18 protein-coding genes are annotated in these 24,945 nt (G+C 60.5%); 10 read left to right on the top strand and 8 right to left on the bottom strand.

Annotated elements, in window-relative coordinates; all coding sequences use genetic code 11:
- A partial coding sequence (locus PK789_RS06020; RefSeq protein WP_324307719.1) for a Calx-beta domain-containing protein occupies window positions 1–2,390 on the bottom strand: 2,390 nt, incomplete at its 3' end.
- Between the two features lie 120 nt (window positions 2,391–2,510).
- On the opposite strand from PK789_RS06020, the gene PK789_RS06015 reads away from it, so the two are divergent.
- Entirely contained in the window at window positions 2,511–3,386 is an 876-nt protein-coding gene (locus tag PK789_RS06015) for a tryptophan 2,3-dioxygenase (RefSeq protein WP_324307717.1), read from the top strand.
- A gap of 145 nt (window positions 3,387–3,531) precedes the next feature.
- The gene (locus tag PK789_RS06010) at window positions 3,532–5,061 is read left to right on the top strand and encodes a peptide MFS transporter (protein ID WP_324307716.1); all 1,530 of its coding nucleotides are present in this window, start codon (window positions 3,532–3,534) and stop codon (window positions 5,059–5,061) included.
- Between the two features lie 87 nt (window positions 5,062–5,148).
- Here the strand turns inward: PK789_RS06010 and PK789_RS06005 are convergent, their stop codons facing one another.
- From PK789_RS06005 to PK789_RS05990, 4 genes are read right to left on the bottom strand one after another with little or no spacing between them, the layout of a single operon-like run.
- Window positions 5,149–5,916 carry a DeoR family transcriptional regulator gene (locus PK789_RS06005; protein WP_324307715.1) on the bottom strand — a complete coding sequence of 256 codons (768 nt, stop codon included), beginning with the start codon at window positions 5,914–5,916 and terminating at the stop codon, window positions 5,149–5,151.
- Between the two features lie 30 nt (window positions 5,917–5,946).
- Complete coding sequence (locus PK789_RS06000; protein WP_324307713.1) at window positions 5,947–7,242, bottom strand: D-tagatose-bisphosphate aldolase, class II, non-catalytic subunit; 1,296 nt, start codon at window positions 7,240–7,242, stop codon at window positions 5,947–5,949.
- Window positions 7,243–7,269: 27 nt separating this feature from the next.
- On the bottom strand, window positions 7,270–8,211 hold the full coding sequence (locus PK789_RS05995) for an ROK family protein (protein ID WP_324307711.1): 942 nt from the start codon (window positions 8,209–8,211) through the stop codon (window positions 7,270–7,272).
- Entirely contained in the window at window positions 8,201–9,361 is a 1,161-nt protein-coding gene (locus PK789_RS05990) for an SIS domain-containing protein (protein WP_324307710.1), read from the bottom strand. The genes PK789_RS05995 and PK789_RS05990 overlap by 11 nt, the downstream gene beginning before the upstream one ends.
- A gap of 385 nt (window positions 9,362–9,746) precedes the next feature.
- On the opposite strand from PK789_RS05990, the gene PK789_RS05985 reads away from it, so the two are divergent.
- From PK789_RS05985 to PK789_RS05975, 3 genes are all read left to right on the top strand, one after another.
- Window positions 9,747–13,019, top strand: a complete 3,273-nt coding sequence (locus PK789_RS05985) for a TIM-barrel domain-containing protein (RefSeq protein WP_324307720.1) — start codon at window positions 9,747–9,749, stop codon at window positions 13,017–13,019.
- 155 nt (window positions 13,020–13,174) lie between these two features.
- The gene (locus PK789_RS05980; RefSeq protein ID WP_503011909.1) at window positions 13,175–16,093 is read left to right on the top strand and encodes a TonB-dependent receptor plug domain-containing protein; all 2,919 of its coding nucleotides are present in this window, start codon (window positions 13,175–13,177) and stop codon (window positions 16,091–16,093) included.
- A 160-nt stretch (window positions 16,094–16,253) separates the two neighbouring features.
- Complete coding sequence (locus PK789_RS05975) at window positions 16,254–17,618, top strand: Gfo/Idh/MocA family protein (protein ID WP_324307707.1); 1,365 nt, start codon at window positions 16,254–16,256, stop codon at window positions 17,616–17,618.
- A gap of 6 nt (window positions 17,619–17,624) precedes the next feature.
- On the opposite strand, the gene PK789_RS05970 is transcribed toward PK789_RS05975, so the two are convergent.
- Complete coding sequence (locus PK789_RS05970) at window positions 17,625–18,098, bottom strand: MarR family winged helix-turn-helix transcriptional regulator (RefSeq protein WP_324307705.1); 474 nt, start codon at window positions 18,096–18,098, stop codon at window positions 17,625–17,627.
- 67 nt (window positions 18,099–18,165) lie between these two features.
- On the opposite strand from PK789_RS05970, the gene hppD reads away from it, so the two are divergent.
- The 3 genes from hppD to hmgA all read left to right on the top strand — a co-directional run bounded on the left by hppD (window position 18,166) and on the right by hmgA (window position 21,052).
- On the top strand, window positions 18,166–19,293 hold the full coding sequence (hppD, locus tag PK789_RS05965) for a 4-hydroxyphenylpyruvate dioxygenase (protein ID WP_503011908.1): 1,128 nt from the start codon (window positions 18,166–18,168) through the stop codon (window positions 19,291–19,293).
- A 119-nt stretch (window positions 19,294–19,412) separates the two neighbouring features.
- On the top strand, window positions 19,413–19,760 hold the full coding sequence (locus PK789_RS05960) for an endonuclease domain-containing protein (RefSeq protein WP_324307701.1): 348 nt from the start codon (window positions 19,413–19,415) through the stop codon (window positions 19,758–19,760).
- Window positions 19,757–21,052 (top strand): homogentisate 1,2-dioxygenase, encoded by a 1,296-nt coding sequence (gene hmgA / locus PK789_RS05955; RefSeq protein ID WP_324307699.1) that lies wholly within the window; start codon window positions 19,757–19,759, stop codon window positions 21,050–21,052. Before PK789_RS05960 ends, hmgA begins: the two co-directional genes overlap by 4 nt.
- 9 nt (window positions 21,053–21,061) lie before the next feature.
- Here hmgA and PK789_RS05950 read toward each other — a convergent pair whose 3' ends face one another.
- Entirely contained in the window at window positions 21,062–21,829 is a 768-nt protein-coding gene (locus PK789_RS05950; protein ID WP_324307697.1) for a hypothetical protein, read from the bottom strand.
- 108 nt (window positions 21,830–21,937) lie between these two features.
- On the opposite strand from PK789_RS05950, the gene nhaA reads away from it, so the two are divergent.
- Window positions 21,938–23,149, top strand: a complete 1,212-nt coding sequence (gene nhaA, locus PK789_RS05945) for a Na+/H+ antiporter NhaA (protein WP_324307696.1) — start codon at window positions 21,938–21,940, stop codon at window positions 23,147–23,149.
- Window positions 23,146–24,006 carry an NAD-dependent epimerase/dehydratase family protein gene (locus PK789_RS05940; protein ID WP_324307695.1) on the top strand — a complete coding sequence of 287 codons (861 nt, stop codon included), beginning with the start codon at window positions 23,146–23,148 and terminating at the stop codon, window positions 24,004–24,006. The genes nhaA and PK789_RS05940 overlap by 4 nt, the downstream gene beginning before the upstream one ends.
- Window positions 24,007–24,015: 9 nt before the next feature.
- Here the strand turns inward: PK789_RS05940 and PK789_RS05935 are convergent, their stop codons facing one another.
- A complete protein-coding gene (locus PK789_RS05935; protein ID WP_324307693.1) occupies window positions 24,016–24,912 on the bottom strand; it encodes a phosphoribosylaminoimidazolesuccinocarboxamide synthase in 897 nt (298 codons plus the stop codon).
- Window positions 24,913–24,945 lie beyond the last annotated feature (33 nt).

The raw sequence follows: 24,945 nt of genomic DNA, 5'->3' as shown, positions 1-24,945 counted from the left end.
CGCACGCGGCTATCGACCGGATCATCGTTGCCATTGAGCGAGCGCAGATGATTGGTGATGACGGTCAGTGGGTAGTGGCGGCCATCGCTGAAATTGACCGTTGCACGCAGCACCAGCGAAGGACGGTCATTCAATAGCGACGAGGTGCAGCCCGGGGCGGCGGGGTCGCAACCCAGTGGCGAGGTGCCATAGCGGGTGTCTTTGCCAACTTGGGTGATGGTGTTGACTTGCACGCGCGCCAGACCGGCGCGTACGGCGCGGTTGCTGACCAAAAAGCCGACATCGATACCGCCCACATCGTTGCCTTCTTGCAGGTACGGCACGTATTCGGGCGCACGCGCGCAGTTGCTGTTGATGTGGTTGGCAAGCGCGGTCAGAGTGCCGATGTTTTCCACTTCGACCACACCCAAGATGTCGGGGGATTTGACCCAGTCACAAATCGCCGCACCGGTCTTGGCCAGACGATTGGCAAACGCGGTATTGGTCAGCACTGGCTCGCCGATGGCGGGGTCGTTGATGTTGTCGAAGAAGCGTTCCAGGTTGAAGCCGCCCACGGTGATGTCGTTGCTGCCGGGATCACTGACGGCGGTGGCGGTGGCACTGCCGATGACCGGCGGGTTGGCAAGGTCGTACAGCAATTCCCATGAGTCGCCGAAATAGGTCAACACGCCTACCAGATTGCTGACCGGTGCGCCGGCATCGGCCACCAAGCGCGTGCCTTGCAACGGAAATGCCTTGATGCGTTCTTGGTTGGCATCGAAATACGGGATCGTGGCTTGTTTTGCCGGCGGCACCGGGAACGGGTCAAGGATGCTCAGGCCCGGTTCGCGCATCGGCCGCGGCACGCCAGCAATCACGAATTCAAATGCGGTATTGCTGTCACTGGAAGTGGCATTGGGTTCGTTGATATTGCCATCAGTCTGCGCGGTGACCACGCCCTGCGCCACGCTGACCAGCATGCCTTCCAAGTGTTCCATCGTCGCCGGTTCGCTGCCGGGGCCGGCCAGTGCTGCGGTTAACGCAATGGGTGTTGGCAGAGCGATGCCATGCGCCAAGACCTCGACGTTGGGCGAAACCAGTTCGGTGGTGGGGGTGGCGCTGCTGCCGGAAAATTCGTCCACGGTGCCGGTGACCCGGGCATGGTCGCCGACCACCACCATATTCGGCGCGGCGGAGGTGAACACGAAAATGCCATCCGAGCTGGCGGCATCGCCATCCGGTGCGGCATTGCCAGTACCAAACGATTGCAGGAAAAAGCCATTGCTGCGCTTGCCGGTCACCACGCCTTCGGTCATCTTCAACTGGCCGTTGACCGGCGAAAGTTCACCAGTGCCTTGGATGGCGCCAATCGAGGTGATGACCACATCGTCATTACGGATGGTGCCGGTGCCCACACCCGCGCCGGCAGCGATGTTGGCGCCGACGGGATTGCTCAAAGTCACCAGGAAGGTTTCGTTGATTTCCAGATCGGTATCGCCATTGACCACCACGCTGACGGTGGTACTGGTCTGGCCGGCGGCGATGTTGGCGGTGCCTGCAGCGGCGGCGAAATCGGAAGGTGCGGTTGCTTTGTCGTTACTGGTGGCCCAGCTCACGCTGACGCCACCCGCCGGTGCCGGGCTGCTTAGGCTGATGGTGAAGGTGAACAGCGAGGTGCCGCTATTACCTTCGTCCTGGGTGACGTTGTTGATCGACAGTGTGGGCATCGGCGTGCCACTAACCGTGATCGAAAAATCATCGATCGCCAAGCCGTCATCGGCACCGGTTGCATCGGCATCGACCCAGCGCAGGCAGAACGTGCTGCCATTGGGAATGGAGACGCTGCTGACCGTGGCGCTACGCGGTGTGCGGTTGCTGGCGTCATTGCCATCTTTGGCGCCCACCGTGGTGGTGGTTGGGGTTACAAAATCCAGTGCATTGACATCGGTCCAGGTGCCGGTGGTCAACGAGGTGGCATTGAGACTGTATTGGAAGTCCAGCTGATCGGTGCGTCCGGCGGTGCCAAGGCGCCATTGCTCGCCGGTATAGGCCACATCAAAACTACTGAGTGCGGTGCCAGTGTTATTGCTGAAGCAGGCACCAAAACTGGGTACCAAATTGCCGCTGCGCAAGCTGCCCAGTGCGCGATCGGTGCTGCCGGCCGCACCAAAGCTGTAGGTGTCACCGGTGTTACCGGAGCCGGTGCCTGCGGTGTAGGTGGCGTTGGCGCTGGCCCCCGTTTCATTCATCAACCAGCCTGCAGGCAGACTGGTACTGGTGCCGGTCATGGCCAGGCTGTCGAAGTTTTGGCTGTAGGTGCCGCCGGTCAGGCTGACTTGTGCCTGCGCGGCAAGCGGTGAACAGAACACCATGGCTGCTAGCGCCAAGCGCCGCAGTGGAAGATTGATCATGTAATTCCCCAGGTTGTCAGCGCGCCGTACTGGCACGCAGGGTGGGATTGTGCGGTATTGGCGTGGCAGTTGCGTGACGCACTGCAAGATGATCGCGGGCAGACATGCCACAATTCGCAGATGACGACCGAAAATAATCAGCGCGATCTTGAAGCCAGTATCCATACCGATTTACATGGCCGACTGACCTATGGCGGGTATCTGCGATTGGATCATTTGTTGACGGCACAGCAACCGTTGTCAAATCCACCGCATCACGATGAGATGCTGTTCATCATTCAGCACCAAACCTCGGAGTTGTGGCTGAAGTTGTTGATTCACGAATTGAGCGCTGCGGTTGCACATCTGGGGCAAGACCGAGTCTGGCAATTTGGCAAGGTGGTGGCACGTTGCAAGCGCGTGCTAGAGCAGCTCACCGCGCAATGGACCGTGCTGGAAACACTGACGCCCTCGGAATACATGCAGTTCCGCGATGTGTTGGGGCCGTCGTCGGGGTTTCAGTCGTTGCAATACCGCACGGTGGAGTTTTTGCTGGGCAACAAGAATGCGGCGATGCTGAAAGTGTTTGCGCACGATACCGACGGCCAGGCCGCATTGGCGGCAGTGTTGCAAGCCCCCAGTTTGTATGACGAATTTTTGCGCTATCTGGCGCGTTGGGGGCATGCCGTGCCCGATACCAATCTGGTGCGCGACTGGACCTTGCCGCATGTGCAAGATGCCGCACTGCTGCCGGTGTTTGAGCGCATCTATGAAGACACCAACCGCTACTGGCGCGAATACCAATTGTGCGAAGACCTGGTGGACTTGGAAACCCAATTCCAATTGTGGCGCTTTCGGCATATGCGCACGGTGCAGCGCATCATTGGCTTCAAGTCCGGCACCGGTGGTTCCAGTGGGGTTGCCTTCTTGAAACGGGCACTGGAATTGACCTTTTTCCCCGAGCTGTTTGAAGTGCGCACGCACATCGGTTCCGGGGCTGCGCCTGCGGCGACATGACGCGAAATTGCTGCGTCGCAGCATGTGGTGCTGCACGCATCCGGTTTGACGGAATGCGCGTGGTCGGTAATCCTCGCTCGGTTCCGTGCCCGGTGTTGGCCCGGTCCGACATCCTTTCAACGCCTAACCAGATGGGGGACGCCGCATGAGCGGAGCCGCTGCAACCACCCCGGTGAATCCACCGGAATTTCCGCAACTCATGGGCCATCCAAAGCCTTTGTGGATGTTATTCATGTCGGAATTCTGGGAGCGCTTCGCGTTCTACGGCATTCGCTGGGCGATGGTGTTGTACATCGTTGCGCAGTTCCACGGCGGTGATGCCAGTGGCGAAAAACCCGCCAGCGAGTTGTATGGCGCGTATTTGGCGCTGGTGTATGCGGGTGCGATTTTTGGCGGCTATGTGGCCGATAAATTGATCGGCTTTCAACGCTCAATTTTGCTAGGCGCCATCGTGATGTCGGCCGGCCTGTTCTTGCTGGCCTCACCCACCGAGGCCATGTTCAAGCTGGGGCTGGCCACGATTATCGTGGGCAATGGGTTGTTCAAGCCGATCATCTCGACCATGGTTGGCAAGCTGTATAGCCAAAGCGATGAGCGGCGTGACTCGGGCTTCACCATTTTCTATATGGGCATCAATGTCGGTGCATTGCTGGCGCCGCTGATCACCCAGTATCTGGCGAAAAAATTGTTCGGCATCGACGACATGCCGGCGTACAAGATCGTGTTCATTTCAGCCGGCATCGGCATGTTGTTGAGCTTGGTGTGGTTCTGGTTTGGTCGCGCCCAACTCAAGGGCATCGGTTTGCCGGCCGCGCATCAGACCGGGATGCGCAATGTGAGTCTGGTGTTGGTCTTTGGTGTGCTGATCGGCATTCCGCTGTTCTATGCGTTGCTGACCATCAATGCCATGTTGTTGCAGGGCATCTTGATGGCGCTGTTCATCATCCCGGCGGTGATGTTGTTGCGTGAAGGTGTGGTGGAAGGTGCGGTGGCGCGCGACAAAGTGATGGCGATGCTCACCATCTTCGCGTTCAACGTGCTGTTCTGGTGCTTCTTTGAGCAGGCCGGTAGCTCGTTTAGTTTCCTTGCCGAAAAAATCATCAATCGCGACATCGGCATGCAAGGGCTATTCCAGACACTGGCTGGTACCAATGATTTCCCAGTGTCGTGGTTTCAGTCGGTGAACTCGGTGGCGATCATTGTATTGGCCCCGATCATGGCGTGGCTGTGGGTGAAGATGGGCAAGAACAACCCGATCATCCCGCGCAAATTTGGTCTGGGTTTGATCTTCAACGGCTTGGCCTTTTTGCTGTTGATGGTGGCGCTGTCGAGCATGGTGGACGGCAATGGCAAGATTCCGTTCTGGACCTTGTTCATGGTCTATGTGATCCAGTCGGTGGGTGAGTTGTGCTTGTCACCCATTGGCTTGTCGATGACCACCAAGCTTGCGCCGACACGGCTTGCGGGCATGGCGATGGGCTGCTGGTTCTTGTCGATTGCGATTGGCAACAATCTGGCCGGTATTTTTGCCGGCGTTGTCAGTGGCGAAGGCGGCATGACCGTGGCTTCGGCGCATTCGGGTTACACCTTCGGCTTCTATTCGCTGGTCGGTGCCGGGGTGCTGCTGTTCTTGATCGCGCCGCTGATCCAGCGCTGGATGCACGGCGTGAAATAAGCCTTGCGCTAGCGATGTGCGATAGTGGGAAACGCACAACCAAACGGCGGCCGAAGGGCCGCCGTTTGGCATGGTGCAAAGACAAAATCAGGCGGTGACGATGACCTCGACCCCCTGCCGCTGCAAGCCTTCCAGATGCTCCTTGCTGATGCCGGCATCGGTGATCACGGTGTGCACCTCGTTCAATAGCGCGATACGGTGCAAACTGACCTTGCCGAACTTGCTGGAGTCGGTCAGCACCACGATGCGGCGCGCACGTTCCACCATGCGGTGGTTGAGCAGGGCTTCGGCCTCGTGGTGGGTGGTGGCCCCAAACTGCAGATCCAGCCCATCCACACCCAAGAACAAGGTATCGAAACTAAAGCTGGCCAAGCTGGCCTCGGCCTGACTGCCGTGCAGGGATAGCGAAGGTTGATGCAGCAGACCTCCGGTGAGGCGCAAGGTGATGCCTTGTGCGCCGGCCAGTTCCCAGGCGATGTTCAGGCCATTGGTCATCACCGTGACCTCACGCTGGTTGCGCAGGTGGCGGGCCAGCATCATGGTGGTTGAACCCGAGTCCAAGATGATGTTGTCGCCCGGCCTGACCAGTAGCGCGGCGCGCGCACCGATGGCGTCTTTCAGCGGCAGGTTGAGGGTGTCTTTTTCGTGGATGCCGTGTTCTTGCGGCGGCACCCGCAAGAGGCTGGCACCACCGTGGCTACGGGTGACCAAACCCTGCGCTTCCAGATGGTTTAAATCAGTACGAATGGTCACCGAGGAGACACCGTGGCGTTCAACCAATTCGGCGACTTGCACACTGCCGTGCTGGAGCAGTTGCTCCATGATGTGGCGGCGGCGTTGGCGGGTATTGCGCATGGGCAGATCCGGCGGGCGTGGCCCGTAAGCTTAACGGTGGATGGGGGCGTTGTTGTGGGCGCAGGCGCGGGCATAGTGGGCTAGGCGGGCGGCAATTTTGTGTTGCACCAATGCCAGCGGCTCGGCCGCCAATTGCCCGGCCAAGACCGCAGCGCCCTGTTCGGGCAAATATTGACTGAGCAAGGTGGCCGGCGGGGTGTGGCGGCGCAAGTTGTCGATCAATCGGGTCACTGCGGCGGCGACTTCCGCATCGCCCCAGTAATAGCGACAGCGGTCACTGAGCGCATACCCGCGCAGCAGGCGCAGTTGCTGGGCATCCCCGTGATAATGGCCTTGCCATGCTTTCGGGTTGGCCTGCATGCGTTGGTCGAGGATGTCGATCAGCTGTGAACACGCAGCCTGCGGCAGCAGTTCGTCTTCGATACGCGCCAACGCAAACAACGCTTCGCGATAGGCAAACGTGGCCGCCGGCCCCACTTTGAGGATGGCGAAATGATCGCGCACCATGGCGTGCAGCGCAGCCTCGGTCTGGTAGTCGGTGGAATGCGCTTCAAACACCAGGCCGGGCTGGCCTTCCACGAAGGCCGACAGTGCGGCGGCGGCGCTGGGGTTGTAGTGCTGCACGGCGCTGTGGTCGAAATCGACCCCGGGCTGCACCACCATCGCCACCACCCGTGACCACGCCCCGCGCAGCTCGGGGGTGTCAAAGGCGCGGCGATGGATCTCCAGCGTTTGCGCGGCGGCGCTGGGGGTGGTGACTTGCACCCCGCTGCCCAGCGAGCTTTCCCCGCCCGGGATCGGCACTTCGGTGCCAATCACATACACCGGCGGTGGCAAACCGGCAGCGCGTGCGCTGGCTTCGGCGATGCCGGCCAGTTCGGCGGAGCGTGCGGCCACGATGGCATCAGGCAGCGGCAGCGGGTCACCGGCGCAGGCCATGCTGCAATCCAAATGGATCTTGTGGAAACCGGCACTGACATAGGCGTGGATCAAGTCACGCGCATGCGCCATGGCGGTGGCGGCGGGTAATGACTGCCACGCATTGGGGCCAAGGTGGTCGCCACCCAGAATCAGACGCGCACGCGGGAAGCCGTGCGCATCGGCAAGCTGCTCGACATAGGCGCGAAACTGCGGCGGGGTCATGCCGGTGTAGCCACCAAATTGATCCACCTGATTGGACGTCGCCTCGACCAACAATGGCGTGGCATAGGTCTGCGCAACCTGCATCGCGGCCACGAGCACCTGTTGCTGGCTGCTGCACACGCTGTACAGGCCAACCGGCTGTCCGTTGCGGTGTGCAGTGAGCAGCGTGTGTACGAGGGACATGGGGGATCTCCTGGATTGCAATCGGGATCAGAAGGCTTGCCGTGCCAACAAGGCAGCGCCACGGGCACCGCCGGCATCACCAAACTGTGGCGGCAAGATCGGCGGCACCTGCACCCCCGCAAATAGATGCGCCTGCACGGCGGCCGGGAGTGTGGTGTACAGGGCGTCGTAGCGGGATAAGCCCCCCCCCAGCACGATCACGTGGGGGTCCAGCAGCAGCACTACGCTGGCAAAGGCATGGCCCAGCAAATCGAGGTGGATGGCTTGCGCGCGCTGGGCGCTGGCAGCACCAGCCTGCGCGGCTGCAATCACCTCGGCGGCGGTTTGTGAATCCCCCCCCAGATGCCGATGCAGCATTGCCAGGCCGCTGCCGGAGACATAGCGTTCCAAGCAGCCGCGTAGCCCGCAGGGGCAGTCCAGCACGGGCAAGTCATGGCGTTGTCGCAGGTGTGCAGGCAGGCTCCAATGCCCCCATTCGCCGGCGATGCCATTGCGCCCACTGAGCAGGCGACCATCGAGGCAGTAGCCGCCGCCCGCGCCAGTGCCAAGAATGGCGCCGAACATACTGGGGTACCCAGCCGCTGCACCGCCGTGGGCTTCGGACAAGGCAAAGCAATGCAAATCATTGCCCAGCTGCAAGGGGTAGGGCAGGCGCGCATGCAGGTCGGCGCTGACGTGCTGCCCTGTCAGGGTGGGCACATTGGCGCTCAGCTGGCGGCCACTGGCACGGTCACGGATGCCGGGCAGGGCGATGCCGATGCCTTGGCACCCCACATGGCCGGTGGCGGCGTCGGCGTTGGCCACCAAGGTACAAATGGCTTCGAGGAAGTCGGCGTAGCCGGTGTGGGGGGTGTCGATGCGCTGGCGATGGCAAACCTGCAGCTGCGGGTTGCAGGCGATCATCTCGATCTTGCTGCCGCCGATATCGAGACCGTAATACAACCCGTCGCTGGCGGTATCAGCAAACATGAGCGTGAATACGCACACCCTGCACAACCCGGTTCACGGTGCCGTCGGGAAAGGGATTATCGGGCTGCAAGCCCAGCGCTTCGGAACGCAGCAGAGCCAAGCGTTGTGGCAAGGTCAGCCAGAGCGGTGCCAACCATGGGTCGGGCAGCGTGGCGATGTCTGCATCCAGCGCAAGACTGAAGTCACCGGGAGCGGCGGTGTCCAGTTGCGCACCCACCGACACGACCTGTGCGGCAATGTTGTCGCGGCGCAGTTCATCCAGCAGATCTTGTTCATAACGGCGCGCCAACACCTGCGCGCTGCGCAGCATCACCACCAAGGTGTTGCCATCGAGCAGGGACTTGGGTCCATGCCGAAACCCCAGCGGCGTATTGGCCACCGCCACCACGCGGCCGGCGGTGAGTTCCAGCAATTTGAGCGCGGCCTCTTGCGCCGCCGCTTCCAGCGGGCCACTGCCCAGATAGATCACCCGCGCATACGGCTGTTGTGCCAGCGCACGCAACGGCGCATCCCAGTCGGTCAATGCCTGCCAACACGCTTTGGCCAAGTCGTGCAGGCGGGCCAGGCGGGTTGGCCATGGCGCGTTTTCAAAGAGCGTCAGCGCCGCCAGCAACATGCAGGTCAGGCTGCTGGTCATCGCAAATGCGCGGTCGCAACTTTCCGGCGGCATCAGCACGGTGCAGGTGTCTGCATGCTGCTTGCCCAGCCGCGCCAGTTCACCTTCGGCATTGCAGGTAATGTCGATAAAGCGGGTCACGGTCACGCAATCGCGGACTAGGGCCACTGCCGCCACACTTTCCGGGCTGGAGCCACTGCGCCCGAACGACACCAGCAGGGTGGGGCGATTGCGCTGCAGATACAGCTGCGGGTGGGTCAGCAAGCTGGTGGTATGCACCGCACACACATTCGCTGGCCATTGCGCATTGATGTGCGCGGCCACCATGTCGGCAATGAAGCCCGAGCTGCCTGCGCCCGTGAAGATGACCTGGTGCGATGGCTCGCGTAGCCAGTGGCCCAAAAAGGCGTCCAGCTCGGCTTGTTGCTGCGCCAAGCGATTGGCCAATGCGGCCCACAGCGCCGGCTGTTGCAGGATTTCGGTACGGGTGTGGTTGCAAGGGTCGGGAAGCGAGGGGTATGCGTTGGCGTGCATGTGAAAAGTCTCAGGGGGCGAGTGCACGATCAACTTTTTCTTTCGAAATGTCAAATATCGAAATGTAAGTGTAAGTTTTACGCATGCATTCCACCTGCCAGCATGGGTGCCAAATGCGAATACTGCGCCACCAGGAAGGCGAACTGCATAAATGTGAATGGGTAAAATGAAGTTTACTCACTGCATTAGCTTTCGATTAAGATAAAATTCTTGCATTTATGTTTCATTTTAGTTGACTTTTCGAAAAAGATTGCTCTAGAGTCGAAGCTTCAAAACCATTGACGCCCATCGGCAGCCGGGAGCGACCTTGTCGAATCATGCACTTCGTGGAAGCGGATGCGCGCTTGCGCTTGCTGCGCTGACGCTACTCGTTGCCCAACCGGCGATGGCGGCAGCGGTGGGGCCGGTGCGCAGCATCACGCCGGTGGCGGACAGCGCCGCGGCATGGGACATCACCACCCGCAGCGGTGAGCGTGTGCGTATCGAAGTCTTGCGCGCGGATGTGCTGCGGGTGCAGGTGGGGCGTGCGGGCAAGTTGTTGCCTGCCGGCGACAAAGCCGCGCCGATCGTGTTGCCGCAGCCCGCCAGCAAGGTCACCGCCACCTTGGAAGAAGACGCCAACGAGCTGCGCATCCGCACCGAGGCCTTGGTGTTGCATATTCAGCGCCAGCCATTGCGGCTGTCATTGGATCGCATCGACGCCGGCAAGGCGCTTCCGCTGTGGCATGAATTGCAGCCGCTGGATCTGGATGCAGCGCAGACCGTGCAAGTGCTGTCCAGCGATGCCGGTGAACGCTTCTTTGGTGGCGGCCAACAAAATGGCCGCTATGAATTCAAAGGCCGCAGCCTGCCGATTTCGTATTCCGGCGGTTGGGAAGAAGGCGACCGTCCCAGCCCCGCGCCCATGCTGCTGAGTTCGCGCGGCTGGGGCATGTTGCGCAATACGTGGAGTGATGGCGAATACGACTTGCGCGACGCCGACGCCGCCACGCTGGCACATCAAGAAGATCGTTTTGATGCCTATTACTTTGTGGGCAATGATCTGCATGCGCTGCTGGATCGCTACACCGCATTGACCGGCCGCGCCGGCCTGTTGCCGCGCTGGGGCTATTCCTTCGGCGATGCCGATTGCTACAACGATGGCGACAACAAAAAGAAGCCCGGCACCGTGCCAGCAGGCTGGAGCGATGGCCCCACCGGGACCACCCCGGATGTGATCGACAGCGTGGCCAAAAAATATCGCGAGTACGCCATGCCCGGCGGTTGGATTCTGCCCAACGACGGCTACGGCTGCGGCTATACCGATTTGCCGAAGGTGGTGCAGGGCCTGGCCAAATACGGCTTCCGCACCGGTCTGTGGACCGAGAACGGCGTGGACAAAATCGCCTGGGAAGTGGGCACCGCCGGTACCCGTGTGCAAAAGCTCGATGTGGCGTGGACCGGCAAGGGCTATCAGTTTGCGATGGATGCCAACAAGCAGGCGTATGACGGCATTCTCAACAATTCCGATTCGCGCCCGTTCCTGTGGACGGTGATGGGCTGGGCCGGCATCCAACGCTATGCAGTGGCGTGGACCGGCGACCAAAGCGGCAGTTGGGATTACATCCGCTGGCATATTCCCACCTTGATTGGCTCGGGTCTGTCGGGATTTGCCTATGCCACCGGCGATGTGGACGGCATTTTCGGTGGCAGCGCCGAAACCTATACCCGCGACCTGCAATGGAAGGCGTTTACGCCGGTGTTGATGGGCATGTCGGGGTGGTCGGCCAATACGCGCAAACACCCGTGGGCATTCGACGAGCCGTATCGCAGCATCAATCGCGACTATTTGAATTTGAAGATGCGCCTGACCCCGTACATGTACGGGCTGGCGCGCGCTGCGGCGCAAACCGGCGCACCCATCGTGCGTGGCCTGATGTGGGATAACCCCAGTGATCCGCAGGCATGGACCGAAGCGCACAAATACCAATTCCTGCTGGGCCGTGATGTGCTCGTCGCGCCGGTGTATCGCAGCCAAGCAGCCAGCCGTGGTTGGCGTCGCGATATCCACCTGCCGCAAGGCCGCTGGTTCGATTATTGGGATGGCCGGCAACTGACTGCTGCCGTGCAAGGGCGCAATATCGACCGCCAAGTGGATCTGCAAACGTTGCCAATGTTCGTGCGTGGCGGTGCCATTTTGCCGATGTATCCGGCGATGCTGTTCGATGGCGAAAAACCGCTGGACGAGGTGACCTTCGATCTGTATCCGCAAGGCGCATCGCAGTACACGCTGTATGAAGACGACGGCAATACGCGCAAGTACGAGCAGGGTGAATTCAGCACCCAGCAAATCAGCGTGCAGGCCCCGGAGCAAGGCAGTGGCGAGGTGCGCGTGCAGATCGCAGCGGTGCAGGGTCACTATGCCGGGCAACTATCGCAGCGCCGCTACAGCTTGCGCATGTTGAGCCGGCAGGCGCCAACACAGGTGACCGTGGATGGGCGCAGCCTGCCAAAACTGGCGGACCGTGCCGCATACGATGCGGCGCTGGAAGGCTGGTATTTCGATGCCAATGCGCGGCGCGGCAGTGTGTATGTGCGCACCCAGCCGGTGGCCATTCGCACCGCGCTGGAATTACGTCTGCACGTTCCGGTGCTGGCGGCAAATGCCGACGATGCCTATCCGGCGGCACCCGAGCTGGGCCGCGCGCTGCCGTCAGATAGTTTGCTGGTGGTCAATCGCCCGGCCGAAGAGCCGGGGCATCCGCTGGAAAACGCCTTCGATGACGACCCTGCGACATGGTTCCGCAGTGTGCGCAATCAAGCCGTGCGTACCGGTGCGATTGAGTGGACGCTGGGCTTTGGCGAGCGCAAGTTGATCGACGGCATCACGCTGGCCCCACGCAACGATAAAAATTGGATGCATGGGCAGATTCGTGATTACGAAATCTACATGGCCGATAGCAATGGCGAATGGGGCGCACCGATTGCCAGCGGACGCCTGACGTTGCAGCAAGCGGCGCAGACGATTGCTTTTGCACCGCACGCGGGCCGGATGCTGCGCTTCCGCGTGCTCTCGGTGCAAAACCCGGAAGGCGAAGGTGCCAGCAGCACCGACCCGATGGTGACCGCCGCACAAGGCAATGTGGCGCGAGCGGTGGATGCACAACAGCCGCGCGATGTGGGGCCCATCACCCTGTCCAGCTTCCACATTCTTGAGCATGCCGTGGATGCGCGCCCAGCGCTGGCCCGCTATCTGTCCGAATTACCGCTACCCGCCGCACTGGCAAAGACGGTTGCACGCGACCACGCCGTTGATGGGCACAGTGCGATGCGCATGAATGGTTTGCTGTTCCGGCATGGTTTGGGCGTGGCTGCGCAAAGCCGCATCGAGGTGGCCTTGCGCGGCAGCTGGCAGTGGTTGCGTGCGGATCTTGGTATCGACGATACCTGCCGCGCCGCCGGCGGTATGCAATTTCAAGTGTGGGGCGATGGCCGCATGTTGTATGACAGCGGCTTGGTGAAAGCGCCGGGTGTGGTCAAGCCAGAACTGGATGTGCGCGGGATCACCCACTTGAGTCTGCGCAGCTTGGGTGCGCAGTCGCCCAAGGTCTGTGGCAACTGGGCCAATGCGGTGTTGATTGGACAGGAGGGCGACACCGCCAGTTTTGATTCGCCTTGATGTTTGTTGGTTGATTCACCGCTTCATTCGTACGCCACTTTTCCCCTTTCTTCCACGCATCGCCGCAGTGGCACGTGCCGCTGTACGAGGATCCCCGCATGTCTGCATTCCGCAATTCCCGCCGTATCGTCCTGTCCAGCCTGTCCATCGCCTTGATGACCGCACTGGCTTCTGCCCCCATCGCCGCGCAGGATGCGCCCGCGAAAAAAGACAAAAAGGACGACAAGGTCACTGAATTGGAGCGCGTGCAGGTCACCGGCTCCAACATCAAGCGCACCGATATTGAAACCGCCTCACCGGTGCAAGTGGTGACCGCCAAAGACATCGAAAACATGGGTGCGCGCACCTTGCTGCAAGTGCTCGACAATTTGCCGGCAGCACGCCCGGCACAGGTGGATTCCAAATCGCTGTACACCGGCTCCGATGGTGCCTCGCAGGCCAACTTGCGTGGTCTTGGCGCGCAGGGCACCTTGGTCTTGTTGAACGGTCGCCGCCTGTCCTACTACGGCGCGCCGGCGGGCTTCCAAACCCAGTTCGTCAATATCGACGCGATCCCCGCCGCCGCCATCGAGCGCATGGAAGTGCTGACCGATGGTGCATCGGCGGTGTACGGCAGCGATGCCGTGGCGGGCGTGATCAACGTCATCACCAAACCCTCGTACAAGGGCTTGGAAGTCAGCATCAACACCGACGCATCCTCACGCGTCAAAAGTTATGGCGAACACCAAGCCAGCATCACCGGTGGTTTTGGCGATTTGAGTGAAGACCGCTACAACGTGTATGCCAGCGTCAATCTGTACAAGCGCGATGCCATCCCGCTGAGTGATTGGTACGACAAAAAGCCGGCGCAGTTCTACATCAACAATCCGAACTACATCAAAAATTTCCGTTTCGGCACCGGCAGCGCACCGGGTGTGCTCAACCCGGGGAGTTATTTCGCATTCGACCCGGTCACCGGAAAAAAAGTGCAGCAAGCTGCGCCCGGTTGTAACAACGTGGCGATGGAAGCCGCCGGCCCGCGCTGCGTGTGGCAGACCTGGATGAACAACGAGATCGACGGTGGTGCCGAATCAAAGCGTGCCACGGCCTACATCAATGCGCATTTCTTGATTGGCGAGAGCAGCGAGGCATTTGCCGAAGCCACTTACACCAGCATTGATTTGCGCGCCAATGGCGGCACCCCGCGTGCGTTTGGTACCACCACCGGCAACCCCAGCAGTTGGTTTGCGCGCAATACCGGCTACGTTGCCAATCAGTTTTTCTACCCGTATCTGGGCCCCAACAATGTCTATAACAAAGCCAGCCCAGAGCTGAAGGCGATGATGGGCGGCCTGGTGGGTCTGCAATATTTGTTGCAGGACGCGGGTGACAATTATTTTGGTCAGCGCAATACCGACAAGAGCTATCGCGTGCTGGCGGGTATGCGCGGCTACGTGGGCGACTGGAGTTGGGAAACTGCATTTGCCAGTGCTGGTTCGCATTCCACCACCTATCAAACCGTCAACGTCAATCTGGACGGGTTTGCCAAAGCGTTTGGCCCGTTCACGGTGGACCCGGGTACAGGCCGCGTGATCATTGCGGACAACCCGGCCTACAAGTTTGGTGAAATCAGCGAGGCCAATGCGGCGCTGCTGCGCGCGGCGTATCCCACGTTTGATATCCAGTCGTGGACACGCCTGCACACGCTAGACGGCAAGATCGAAGGCCCGCTGGCCAATTTGCCGGCCGGTGAGGTGCGTGCGGCGTTTGGCTTCAACCTCAGCCGCGAAAGCTTTTTCACTCCCGGCAATACCGATGCCGCCAATGGCAAGATCACCCAGCAAGGGGGCTCGTGGTTTGACGGCAAGCGCACCACCTATGCGCTGTTTGCCGAAGCGGTGGCCCCGATCACCGCCAAGCTGGAACTGGATGCTGCACTGCGCTTGGACAAATACCCCAACTTCAGCGCCAACTTGGCACCCAAATTGGGCGTGAAGTATCAGGCGCTGCCGGAGCTGGTGCTGCGCGGCACCTATTCGGAAGGCTTCCGCGCACCGAGTTTGGCCGAGGCTGGCACCGGTGGCATCTTTGCGCAGATCGGTGGTTATCGCGATGAAACCCGCTGCAACCAGACCAATGCGATTGCCAACCTGCTCAAGCAGTCGCATCGCGCGGGCGATGTGGATCTGGGTAACTCCTTGCTCAACTCCGACTGCGGCCGCACGGTGGCGCGCATGACCCAGCCGAACCAAGACTTGCAGCCGGAAAAAGCCAAGATTGCGACGTTGGGTTTTGTGGTGGAGCCGGCCAAGTGGTTGTCGGTATCGGCGGACTGGTGGTTTGTGTATCGCCGCAACGAAATCGCCGCGCCGGATTATTCCAAGCCCGAAGAAATCATCGCGCAGACGCGTTTCCCGATCACCGATGCCGACCGCGCCAACCTTGCCGCACTGGCGGCGATGTGCGCGGACCCCACCAGTGGTGTCAGCTGCCCTGCGGTGTTGCCAACCTATACCGTGGGCAATGTCTCCAGCGTGATTGGCCAGTACAAGAACAAGGGCCGCACCTTGGTGGATGGGTTTGATGTGGATGCCCGCAGCCGCTTTGATCTGGGCGAATGGGGCCGCTTGAATATCGGTGTGGCCGCCACGATTGCCCGCCGCAGCATGTTCAACTTTGATGACGGCAGCGGCTGGATGTATGGCAATACCATCGGCTACTACAACAACCCACGCCTGCGTGCGACGTTCAACACCGACTGGAATTACAAGCAGTTCGACACCAGCTTCTACGTCAATTTTGTGGGCAAGACGAAGTGGGCGTATGACCAGATCGACGCGCAAGACAACAACGCGCAGACCTGCACCGGCAGCTACGTGGCCGTGTCGCCAAGCCAATGCGATGGGGCACCGTCGTGGTGGACGGCCAACTTGGGTGTCACTTGGCGCGCCAATGAAAAATTGACCGTGGGCGTGACCGCCAAGAACCTGTTCAACCGGCTGCCGTTCTTTGACCCGAATGATTGGATGACGTTCTCTGGCTACACCAATAATTTTGGCCGCAGCTACAGCCTGATGGCGAGCTACAAGTTCTAAACAAGTTCTAAAGATGTGCTGAGCTTGCTCGTCATGTGTGCTCTTGCTCGTCATCCACGCCTGCGCGGGGATGACGGGCAAAACCATGGGGATGCCGGGCAAAACTACATTCACGCATTACCATCGGTAGTGCCGCATTTTTCGCCATAGAAGCCTTGCCATGAAACGTCGTGATTTTTTGTTTTCCACCGCCGCTGCCGGGATTGCCACGGCCGCATCAACCCTCACCCCTGCGTTTGCCAAGCCGCGTTCACGCCTACGGGTGGCGATGATCGGTACCGGCATGCGCGGGCAGTCGCAGCTGGGGCCCATCCTCAGTCGTGACGATGTGGAGCTGGTGGCCATCTGCGATACCCAGCAGGTGATGCTGGATATGGCGCAGGCGATCATCGCAAAAGCGGGCCGGCGCAAGCCGAAGGAATACGGCGGCAATGGCGATGTGAACGCATGGAAAAAACTACTGGCACGCACCGATGTGGACGCGGTGTTTATCGTCACCCCGTGGGAGTGGCATGCGCCGCAGGCCATCGCGGCGATGGAGGCCAAGATCGCGGTGGCATGTGAAGTGGTGGCCGGCATCACCTTGCAAGACCATTGGGATGTGCTGCGTACCCAACAACGTACCGGCACCCCGTACATGCTGCTGGAAAACGTCTGCTACCGCCGCGATGTGTTGGCGGTATTGCAAATGGTGCGCGCGGGCTTGTTCGGTGAGCTGATCCATCTGCAGGCCGGCTACCAGCACGACTTGCGCGGGGTGAAGTTCAATTCCGGCAATCCGACGGAGCCGTACAACAGCGGCGTCGAGTTCGGCGCGAAGGGTTTTTCCGAAGCGCAGTGGCGCACCCAGCATTCCATCGACCGCAATGGCGAGCTGTACCCCAGCCACGGCATCGGCCCCTGCGCGATGTACACCAATATCCATCGCGGCAACCGCTTCACCCACATCAATGCGTTCTCCAGCAAGGCGCGTGGCCTGCACGACTACATCGAAAAACACCCCAAGGGCGGCCCTAACCATCCCAATGCCAAGCTGCAGTTCAAGTTGGGTGACGTGGTGACGACAACGTTGCGTTGTGAAAATGGTGAAACCATCCTGCTGCAACACGACACATCACTGCCGCGCCCGTACTCCTTGGGCTTTCGTGTGCAGGGCACCGATGGGCTATGGATGGATGTCAACAAGAGCATTCATATCGAAGGCAAGAGCCCGCCGCACCAGTGGGAAAACGCGCAGAAGTATTACGACGCATACGACCATCCACTATGGAAGAAATACGCCGCGCAGGCCGCAGGCGCGGGCCACGGCGGCATGGACTGGTTTGTGGTGCACGCCTTCATCGAAGCATTGAAGGCCGGCGACCCCATGCCGATTGATATCTACGACGCAGTGGCATGGAGTGCCATTACCCCGCTGTCCGAGCAATCGATTGCCGAGGACTACAAAACGCTGGCCTTCCCCGATTTCACCGAAGGCAAGTGGAAAGACCGCAAGCCGATCTTTGCGTTTGACGGGCGCTATTGATCGGGCTTACCCCGCTGCGTGCGTGGCTTCGGCTTCCGCACGCAGCTCCAATTCGTCCAGACGGTCCAGTAAGCGGAACAGCAGCGCGCGCTCGGTGGCATCCATGTCGCCCAGCAATTGCCGCTCAAAACCCAGCGCCAGCGGCACGATCTGGTCGTAAATCGCGTAGCCGGCTTCGGATAGCCGCAGCACCGAGCGCCGCCGGTCGTCCTCATCAAATTCACGCAGTAGGCGGCCAGTGTCCAGCAACTTGGCCACCGCGCGGCTGACCGCGACTTTGTCCATCGCCGTGCGCTGCGCCACCTGGTTGGCCGACAGCTCCGGGTAGCGACCCAGCACTGCCATCACTCGCCACTCGGTCACGCTCAGCGAAAACCGCTGCGAGTACTCGCGTGCAATCGCATCCGAGGTGCGGTTGGACAACACACTGAGGCGATAGGGCAGGAAATTCTGAAGTTCGAGTTGGGCGTGGTTGGGCATCGGGATGTCGCGAGGTGAGGGAGTCAGGGAGGGGGGCACTTGAGATGGTTGCAATTGCAACTATAGAATGCGAGTTCCTAGTGTTGAGATGATCACCATGAGCGCACACCCCAATCTTGGCATGCAGCCGACCACTTTCGACAATCCGATGGGGATTGATGGCTTTGAATTTGTCGAATACACCGCGCCGCAGGCGCAGTTGGGGCATTTGCACGACTACTTCAAGAAGCTGGGCTTCGTGCAAGTGGCGCAACACAAGACCCGCCCGATCCACACCTATCGGCAGGGCGACTGCACGTTCTTGATCAACGAATCCACCGATTCATTCGCCTCGCGTTTTGCCGAACAACACGGCCCATCGGCCTGCGGTTTCGCCATTCGCGTGAATAAATTGGCCGAGTGGGCGCGGGTGCAGGCCTTGAAGAACGGTGCCGAATCCTTCGATGCCGCCGACGAGCTGACCAAGGCCGCTGCTGCACCAGTGATCAAGGGCATTGGTGGCTGCATGTTGTACATCGTCGATCGCTACGACACCCAAGGCACCATCCACGACCCCGACTACGCATACCTGCCCGGCGTGGATCTGATGCCCAAGGGCTTTGGCCTGACCTTCATCGACCACCTGACCCATAACCTGTATCACGGCAATATGAGCAAGTGGGCCGATTACTACGAGCGCCTGTTCAACTTCCGCGAAATCCGTTATTTCGATATCAAGGGGGCCAAGACCGGCCTATTGTCGAAGGCGATGACCGCGCCCGATGGCATGGTGCGCATCCCGTTGAACGAGTCCTCGGACCCCAAGTCGCAGATCAACGAATATCTGAACGAATACAAAGGCGAAGGCATCCAGCACATCGCCTGTTTTACCGATGACATCTACGCCACCGTCGAGCAGATGCGCGCCGCCGGCGTGGATTTTCTGGATACGCCGGACACCTATTTCGACGTGGTGGACATGCGCATCCCCGACCATGGCGAAGACTTGGCACGCCTGCGCAAAAACAGCATCCTGATCGATGCCGACCCGGAAACCAAACAGCGCAAATTGCTGCAAATTTTCACCAAAAATGCACTCGGCCCGATCTTCTTCGAGATCATCCAGCGCAAGGGCAATGAAGGCTTTGGCGAAGGCAACTTCCAGGCGCTGTTTGAGAGCATCGAGCGCGACCAAATCCGGCGTGGCGTGTTGTGAGCCGTTGAGCCCCTCTCCCCTCGGGAGAGGGGTTGGGGTGAGGGTACGGGATGTCGGAGCAGCACAAACCGCCGTTGCCAACTGTGACGCTAGCGCGGGCGCGCAATTTGCGTGCAAGCATGACCGATGCCGAACAAGCGCTATGGTTTCACTTACGTGCAGGGCGCATGGATGGTTTCAAGTTCCGCCGGCAGCATCCGGTTCCGCCTTACGTGGCTGATTTTTATTGCGCCGCTGCAAAGCTTGTCGTTGAGCTGGATGGCGCTCAACACCGTGCCGATGTGGACGCAAGGCGAACACGGTTTTTTGAAGCGCAGGGCCTGCATGTTTTGCGCTTCTGGGATAACGCAGTATTGAAAAACAAGGCGGCGGTACTAGAGGAAATCCTGCGTACCGTCGAGTCCCGAACCCTCACCCCAACCCCTCTCCCAGAGGGAGAGGGGCTTACAGCAACAGGCATCCCATGAGCATTCAAAACACCGGCTACCAATCCGGCTTCGGTAACGAATTTGCCAGTGAGGCCATCCCCGGCACGCTGCCGATTGGCCGCAATTCCCCGCAGCAAGTGGCACATGGGCTGTATGCCGAGCAGCTCACCGGCAGCGCGTTTACTGCGCCACGGCATGCCAATCGTCGCAGTTGGCTGTACCGCATTCGGCCGGCGGCGATGCACGGCAAGTTTGCATTGTTTGCGCAGGGCGCATTTCACAATGCGTTCGGCAACGGCCCGGTGACGCCAGAAAAATTGCGTTGGAATCCACTGCCGATGCCGCAGGCAGGCGTGGACTTTCTGGATGGCCTGTACACCGTGGCTGGCAATGGCAGTGCAGAGGCAGGCACGGGCGTGGGCATCCATATGTATGCGGCCAATGCCGACATGCAGGCGCGCTATTTTTGCAATGCCGATGGCGAGTTGATGCTGGTGCCGCAGGCCGGCTGTTTGCATATCGAAACCGAGCTGGGCGTGCTGGACATCGCGCCGCAAGAAATCGCGGTGATCCCGCGCGGTGTGCGCTTCAAAGTCACCCTGCCCGATGGGCAGGCCACAGGCTATGTCTGCGAGAACTTTGGCGCGCTGTTCAAACTGCCCGACCTTGGCCCGATTGGAAGCAATGGCTTGGCCAATGCGCGTGATTTTTTGACCCCGAATGCGGCGTATGAAGATGTCGAAGGTGACTTCACCCTGATCACAAAATTCCAGGGCCATCTGTGGCGTGCCGACATCGACCATAGCCCGCTGGATGTGGTGGCGTGGCACGGCAATTACGCGCCGTACAAATATGATTTGCGCCGCTTCAATGTGATCGGCTCGATCAGCTATGACCACCCGGACCCGTCGATTTTTCTGGTGCTGCATTCGCCCAGCGACACCCCCGGCACCAGCAATGTCGACTTCGCGATTTTTGCGCCGCGTATTTTGGCGATGCAAGACACCTTCCGGCCACCGTGGTTCCATCGCAATATCGCCAGCGAATTCATGGGCCTGATCCACGGTGTGTACGACGCCAAGGCCGATGGCTTTGCCCCCGGTGGCTGCTCGCTGCACAACTGCATGACCGGGCACGGACCGGATGCCGCCACCTTCGAAAAAGCCAGCGCCGCCGATACCAGCAAGCCGGACTACATCCGCGACACCATGGCGTTTATGTTTGAAACCCGCGCGGTGATGCGCCCCACCACGCAGGCACTGGACGCGGCGCACCGGCAGCAGGATTACCCCGCATGTTGGATGGGGCTAAAGAAATACTTCGCGGCTTGATTGAGGCTGCTAGCGCCCCGCCTGTTTGAGCTGCGGTGTACGTAGCTCGGCGATGGTGTGGTCGAGTGCCGGAAGAAATTCTTCCGGCAACACTTCAGCAAGGCGCGTAATGATGCGTTGGCCGTAACTGGCATTGGTCAACTGCTGCAAGATGCGCAGGCTGTCGAAAATCGCATGCAATAGATCGCTTTGACCGTTGGCAAACTGCACTCGTACTTTGAGTTCCACGGCATCAGCGTGCCGTTGTAATTGCAGCATGTCGATCATGTACATTTTTGCCGCCACTAATGACCGCCGTTGCCCGCTGCGTGCAGTGGGTCTTGGTGCGGGGCTGGGCTGGGCTGATGCCATCGTCGATGGCGGAGCAATCGCTGCAATCTGATCCGGTATTGGTTGCGTGCGCGAGGTGAGTGCCGCTGCATCTGACATTGGTCGGGCGATGCTTGCACGCAGCTGTTCGGTGCGCACCTGCACGGCTTCGGTGGTGGCGCGCAGCAAACCACTGACAGCGCCGACCACGCCTTGTTGCGGCGTGCGGGGCGTTGCAAGCACAGGAGTGGATGCGCTATCGCTAGGACTGGTGCTTGGACGGATATAGCCATCTTTCAATAGACGATCAATTGACGGCAGAATGCCCGCGCCCAGCAATGCCATCACATCATTGAGTGTGCGCTTGCCATCGGTGACGATTAGGATGCGACGTTCCAGCAAGCTCAGTTCAACCGTGCTGGCGGATTGCAATGCACGGTGTGCAAGTGCGGTCTTGTTGAGAAGCATGGGGGATCCTCGCCTGGCGCGGATAAGGCTAAGAGGCAACGATGTCGTGCAGATGACGATGATGTGATGCACTGGGCGTCTTCGGGGCAACGCTTTTATACTGCGGCGATGACACCGACACCCACCATGCTTGCGCGTACCCAGCGCGCACTAGTTGAATTTTTCCGGCTGGAAGCCGCCGCCGGCATCGTGTTGATGCTGGTAGCGGCGCTGGCCTTGGTCTGTGCTAATTCGCCACTGGCCGCCAGCTATCAGGCATTCCGGCATCTGCCGTTGGGCTTGCCGGCATTGGGTCAGCAACCATTGGAATGGTGGATCAATGACGGTTTGATGGCGGTGTTTTTTTTGCTGGTCTCGCTGGAGATCAAGCGCGAAGTCGTGTCCGGGCAATTATCTAGCCGTGCGCAACTGTTACTGCCGGTGGTGTGTGCGGTGGCGGGTGTGGCGCTGCCGGCACTGATGTACACCGCCTTGAATCATGGCGATGCCAGTGCGATGCGCGGCTGGGCGATCCCCACCGCCACCGACATTGCGTTTGCGCTGGGCGTGCTGGCCTTGTTGGGGCCACGGGTGCCATTGGGGATGAAATTGTTGTTGTCCACAATCGCGGTAGTGGACGACTTGATCGCGATTTTGATCATCGCGCTGTTCTATGCGCAGGGCCTGTGGTGGCCGGCCTTGGCCGCTGCGGCGCTGGTGGCGTTGGCGATGTACGCGCTCAAGCGGTACAAAGTGACGCGGCTGACACCCTATCTGCTGCTGGGTGCAGTGTTGTGGGTGTTGGTGTTGAAGTCGGGCGTCCACGCCACGTTGGCGGGTGTGGTGACCGGGTTGTTGATCCCGCATGTGGATCCACGCAATGCCATCGACGATGCCATCGAACATTCACCGCTGGAAACCTTGGAACACGCCTTGCACCCGTGGGTTGCCTACGCCATCTTGCCGTTGTTCGCATTCGCCAATGCCGGGCTGGCACTGGGCGGAGTAGCGGGGGATGCCCTGTTGGCACCGTTGCCGTTGGGCATCTTACTGGGCCTGCTGATGGGCAAGCCGGTGGGCATCGTTGCGGCAGCGATGCTGCTACGTGCGCTGGGGATCGCACGGTTTCCGGAGGGCATGGATGGACGCGCAATGGTCGGTCTGGGACTGCTCTGCGGTATTGGTTTCACCATGAGTTTATTCATTGCCGGGCTGGCATTTGCCGCACAGCCACAGCATTACACCGAAGCCGTGCTGGGGGTGCTGGGCGGCTCGCTAGTGGCCGCTATGCTGGGGTGTGCATGGCTGTGGCGGGTGTTGCCAAGAGCGCCCGCGCGATGAGCCGCGTCCTGGTATTCGGCGGCAGCGGTCAGATCGGCATACCACTATTGGCGCGGCGACACGCAGCCGGTTGGCAGGTGCAGGCAGTGTCGCGGCAGCCGCAGGCCGATGCCCCCGGCCTGACATGGCTACGCGGCGATTTTTCCCAGCCACCGGCATTGCCCGCGCAGGTGGATGTGATCGTGAGCTGCGGCCCGCTGGACCTGTTTGCGCACTGGTTTGCGCGCAGTGATCTTTGCTGCATGCGGGTGGTTGCGTTTGGTTCCACCAGCGTGCACGTCAAACAACATTCTGCCGATGCCAGCGAGCGTGATGTGGCGCGGCGGCTGGCCGAGGCCGAAGCCTTGTTGTTGAAGGCAGGCCATGCGCGCGGCGTGGCGGTGACGCTGCTGCGGCCCACCTTGGTGTACGGCGCGGGCCGCGATGCCAGCTTGAGCGCGATGGCGCACTTGGGCATGCGGTATGGGCGCTTGCTGTTGCCGCGCGGCGCATGCGGGTTGCGCCAGCCGGTGCATGTGGACGATTTGGCCGATGCCGCGATCGCCGCCTGCAATATGCCATCACCCCGCAGCGGCGCGTATGACGTGCCCGGTGGTGAAATTTTGACCTATCGCGAGATGGTGCAGCGCGTACTGGCCTGCTTACCGGCATCGCCACGCTTGCACCTGCTGCCGTTGCCGTTGTTTCGCGCGCTGTTGCTGGCCGCGCGGCTGCGTGGGCTTGCGCGCGAGCTCACACCCGCTGCCATTGCGCGCATGGGCGATGACCTGGTGTTTGATGCACAGCCAGCGCAGCGCGATTTTGGCTACGCGCCGCGCAAATTTACGCCCACCGCGGCGATGTTCCAGCGCAGTTGACGCGCGCGGTCAGTCGATCAAAATCCCGGCCAGTTTCTGCAACGCCTCGGCATATTTGGCGCGGGTTTTTGCGATGACATCGGCTGGCAAGTGCGGGCCGGGTGCGGTTTTGCCCCAGTCCAGCGTTTCCAAATAATCGCGCACAAATTGTTTGTCGTAACTGGGCGGGCTGGTGCCGATGGCGTAGTGCTCGGCCGGCCAGTAGCGCGACGAATCCGGGGTGAACATTTCATCCATCACATACAGCTTGCCGTCGGCATCGGTGCCAAATTCAAACTTGGTGTCGGCCAAAATAATCCCGCGCTGGGCGGCGTAATCACGGGCAAAGGCATACAGCGCCAAGGTCGCAGCGCGGACGTGTTCGGCACGCTCGCGGCCGACCAGATTCACGGCCGTGGCGAAGTCGATATTTTCATCATGATCCCCCACCGCCGCCTTGGTGGACGGGGTGAAAATGGGTTCGGCTAACTGTTGCGCCTGTTGCAAACCGGCAGGCAAGGTAATGCCACTGATCGCGCCGCTGCGCTGGTAGTCCTTCCAGCCACTGCCGATGATGTAACCACGCGCAATACATTCCACCGGCACCGGCGTCAGTTTTTTGGTCACCACCGCGCGCTTGGCGTATAGCGCCGCGTCCACACCGGCGGGCAGCACGCTGGCCACGTCAATCCCGGTCAAGTGATTGGCGATGATGTGCTGGGTCTTCTCAAACCAGAAATTGCTGATCTGGCACAGCATTTCGCCCTTGCCGGGGATCGGGTCAGGCAGCACCACGTCGAACGCGGACAGCCGGTCGGTGGCCACCATGAGCAAATGCCCATCGCCAAGATCAAACACATCGCGCACTTTGCCGCGATGGATCAAGTTCAAGCCGGGCAAGTCAGATTGCAGCAGGGTGGTGGCCATGCGAGTCAGAAAGTTGGAGGGGTGCATAGTTTA

The sequence above is a fragment of the Thermomonas sp. genome (genome assembly GCF_035369645.1).
Classification (GTDB): Bacteria; Pseudomonadota; Gammaproteobacteria; order Xanthomonadales; family Xanthomonadaceae; genus Thermomonas.
This window is presented reverse-complemented; position numbering and strand designations above follow the sequence as displayed.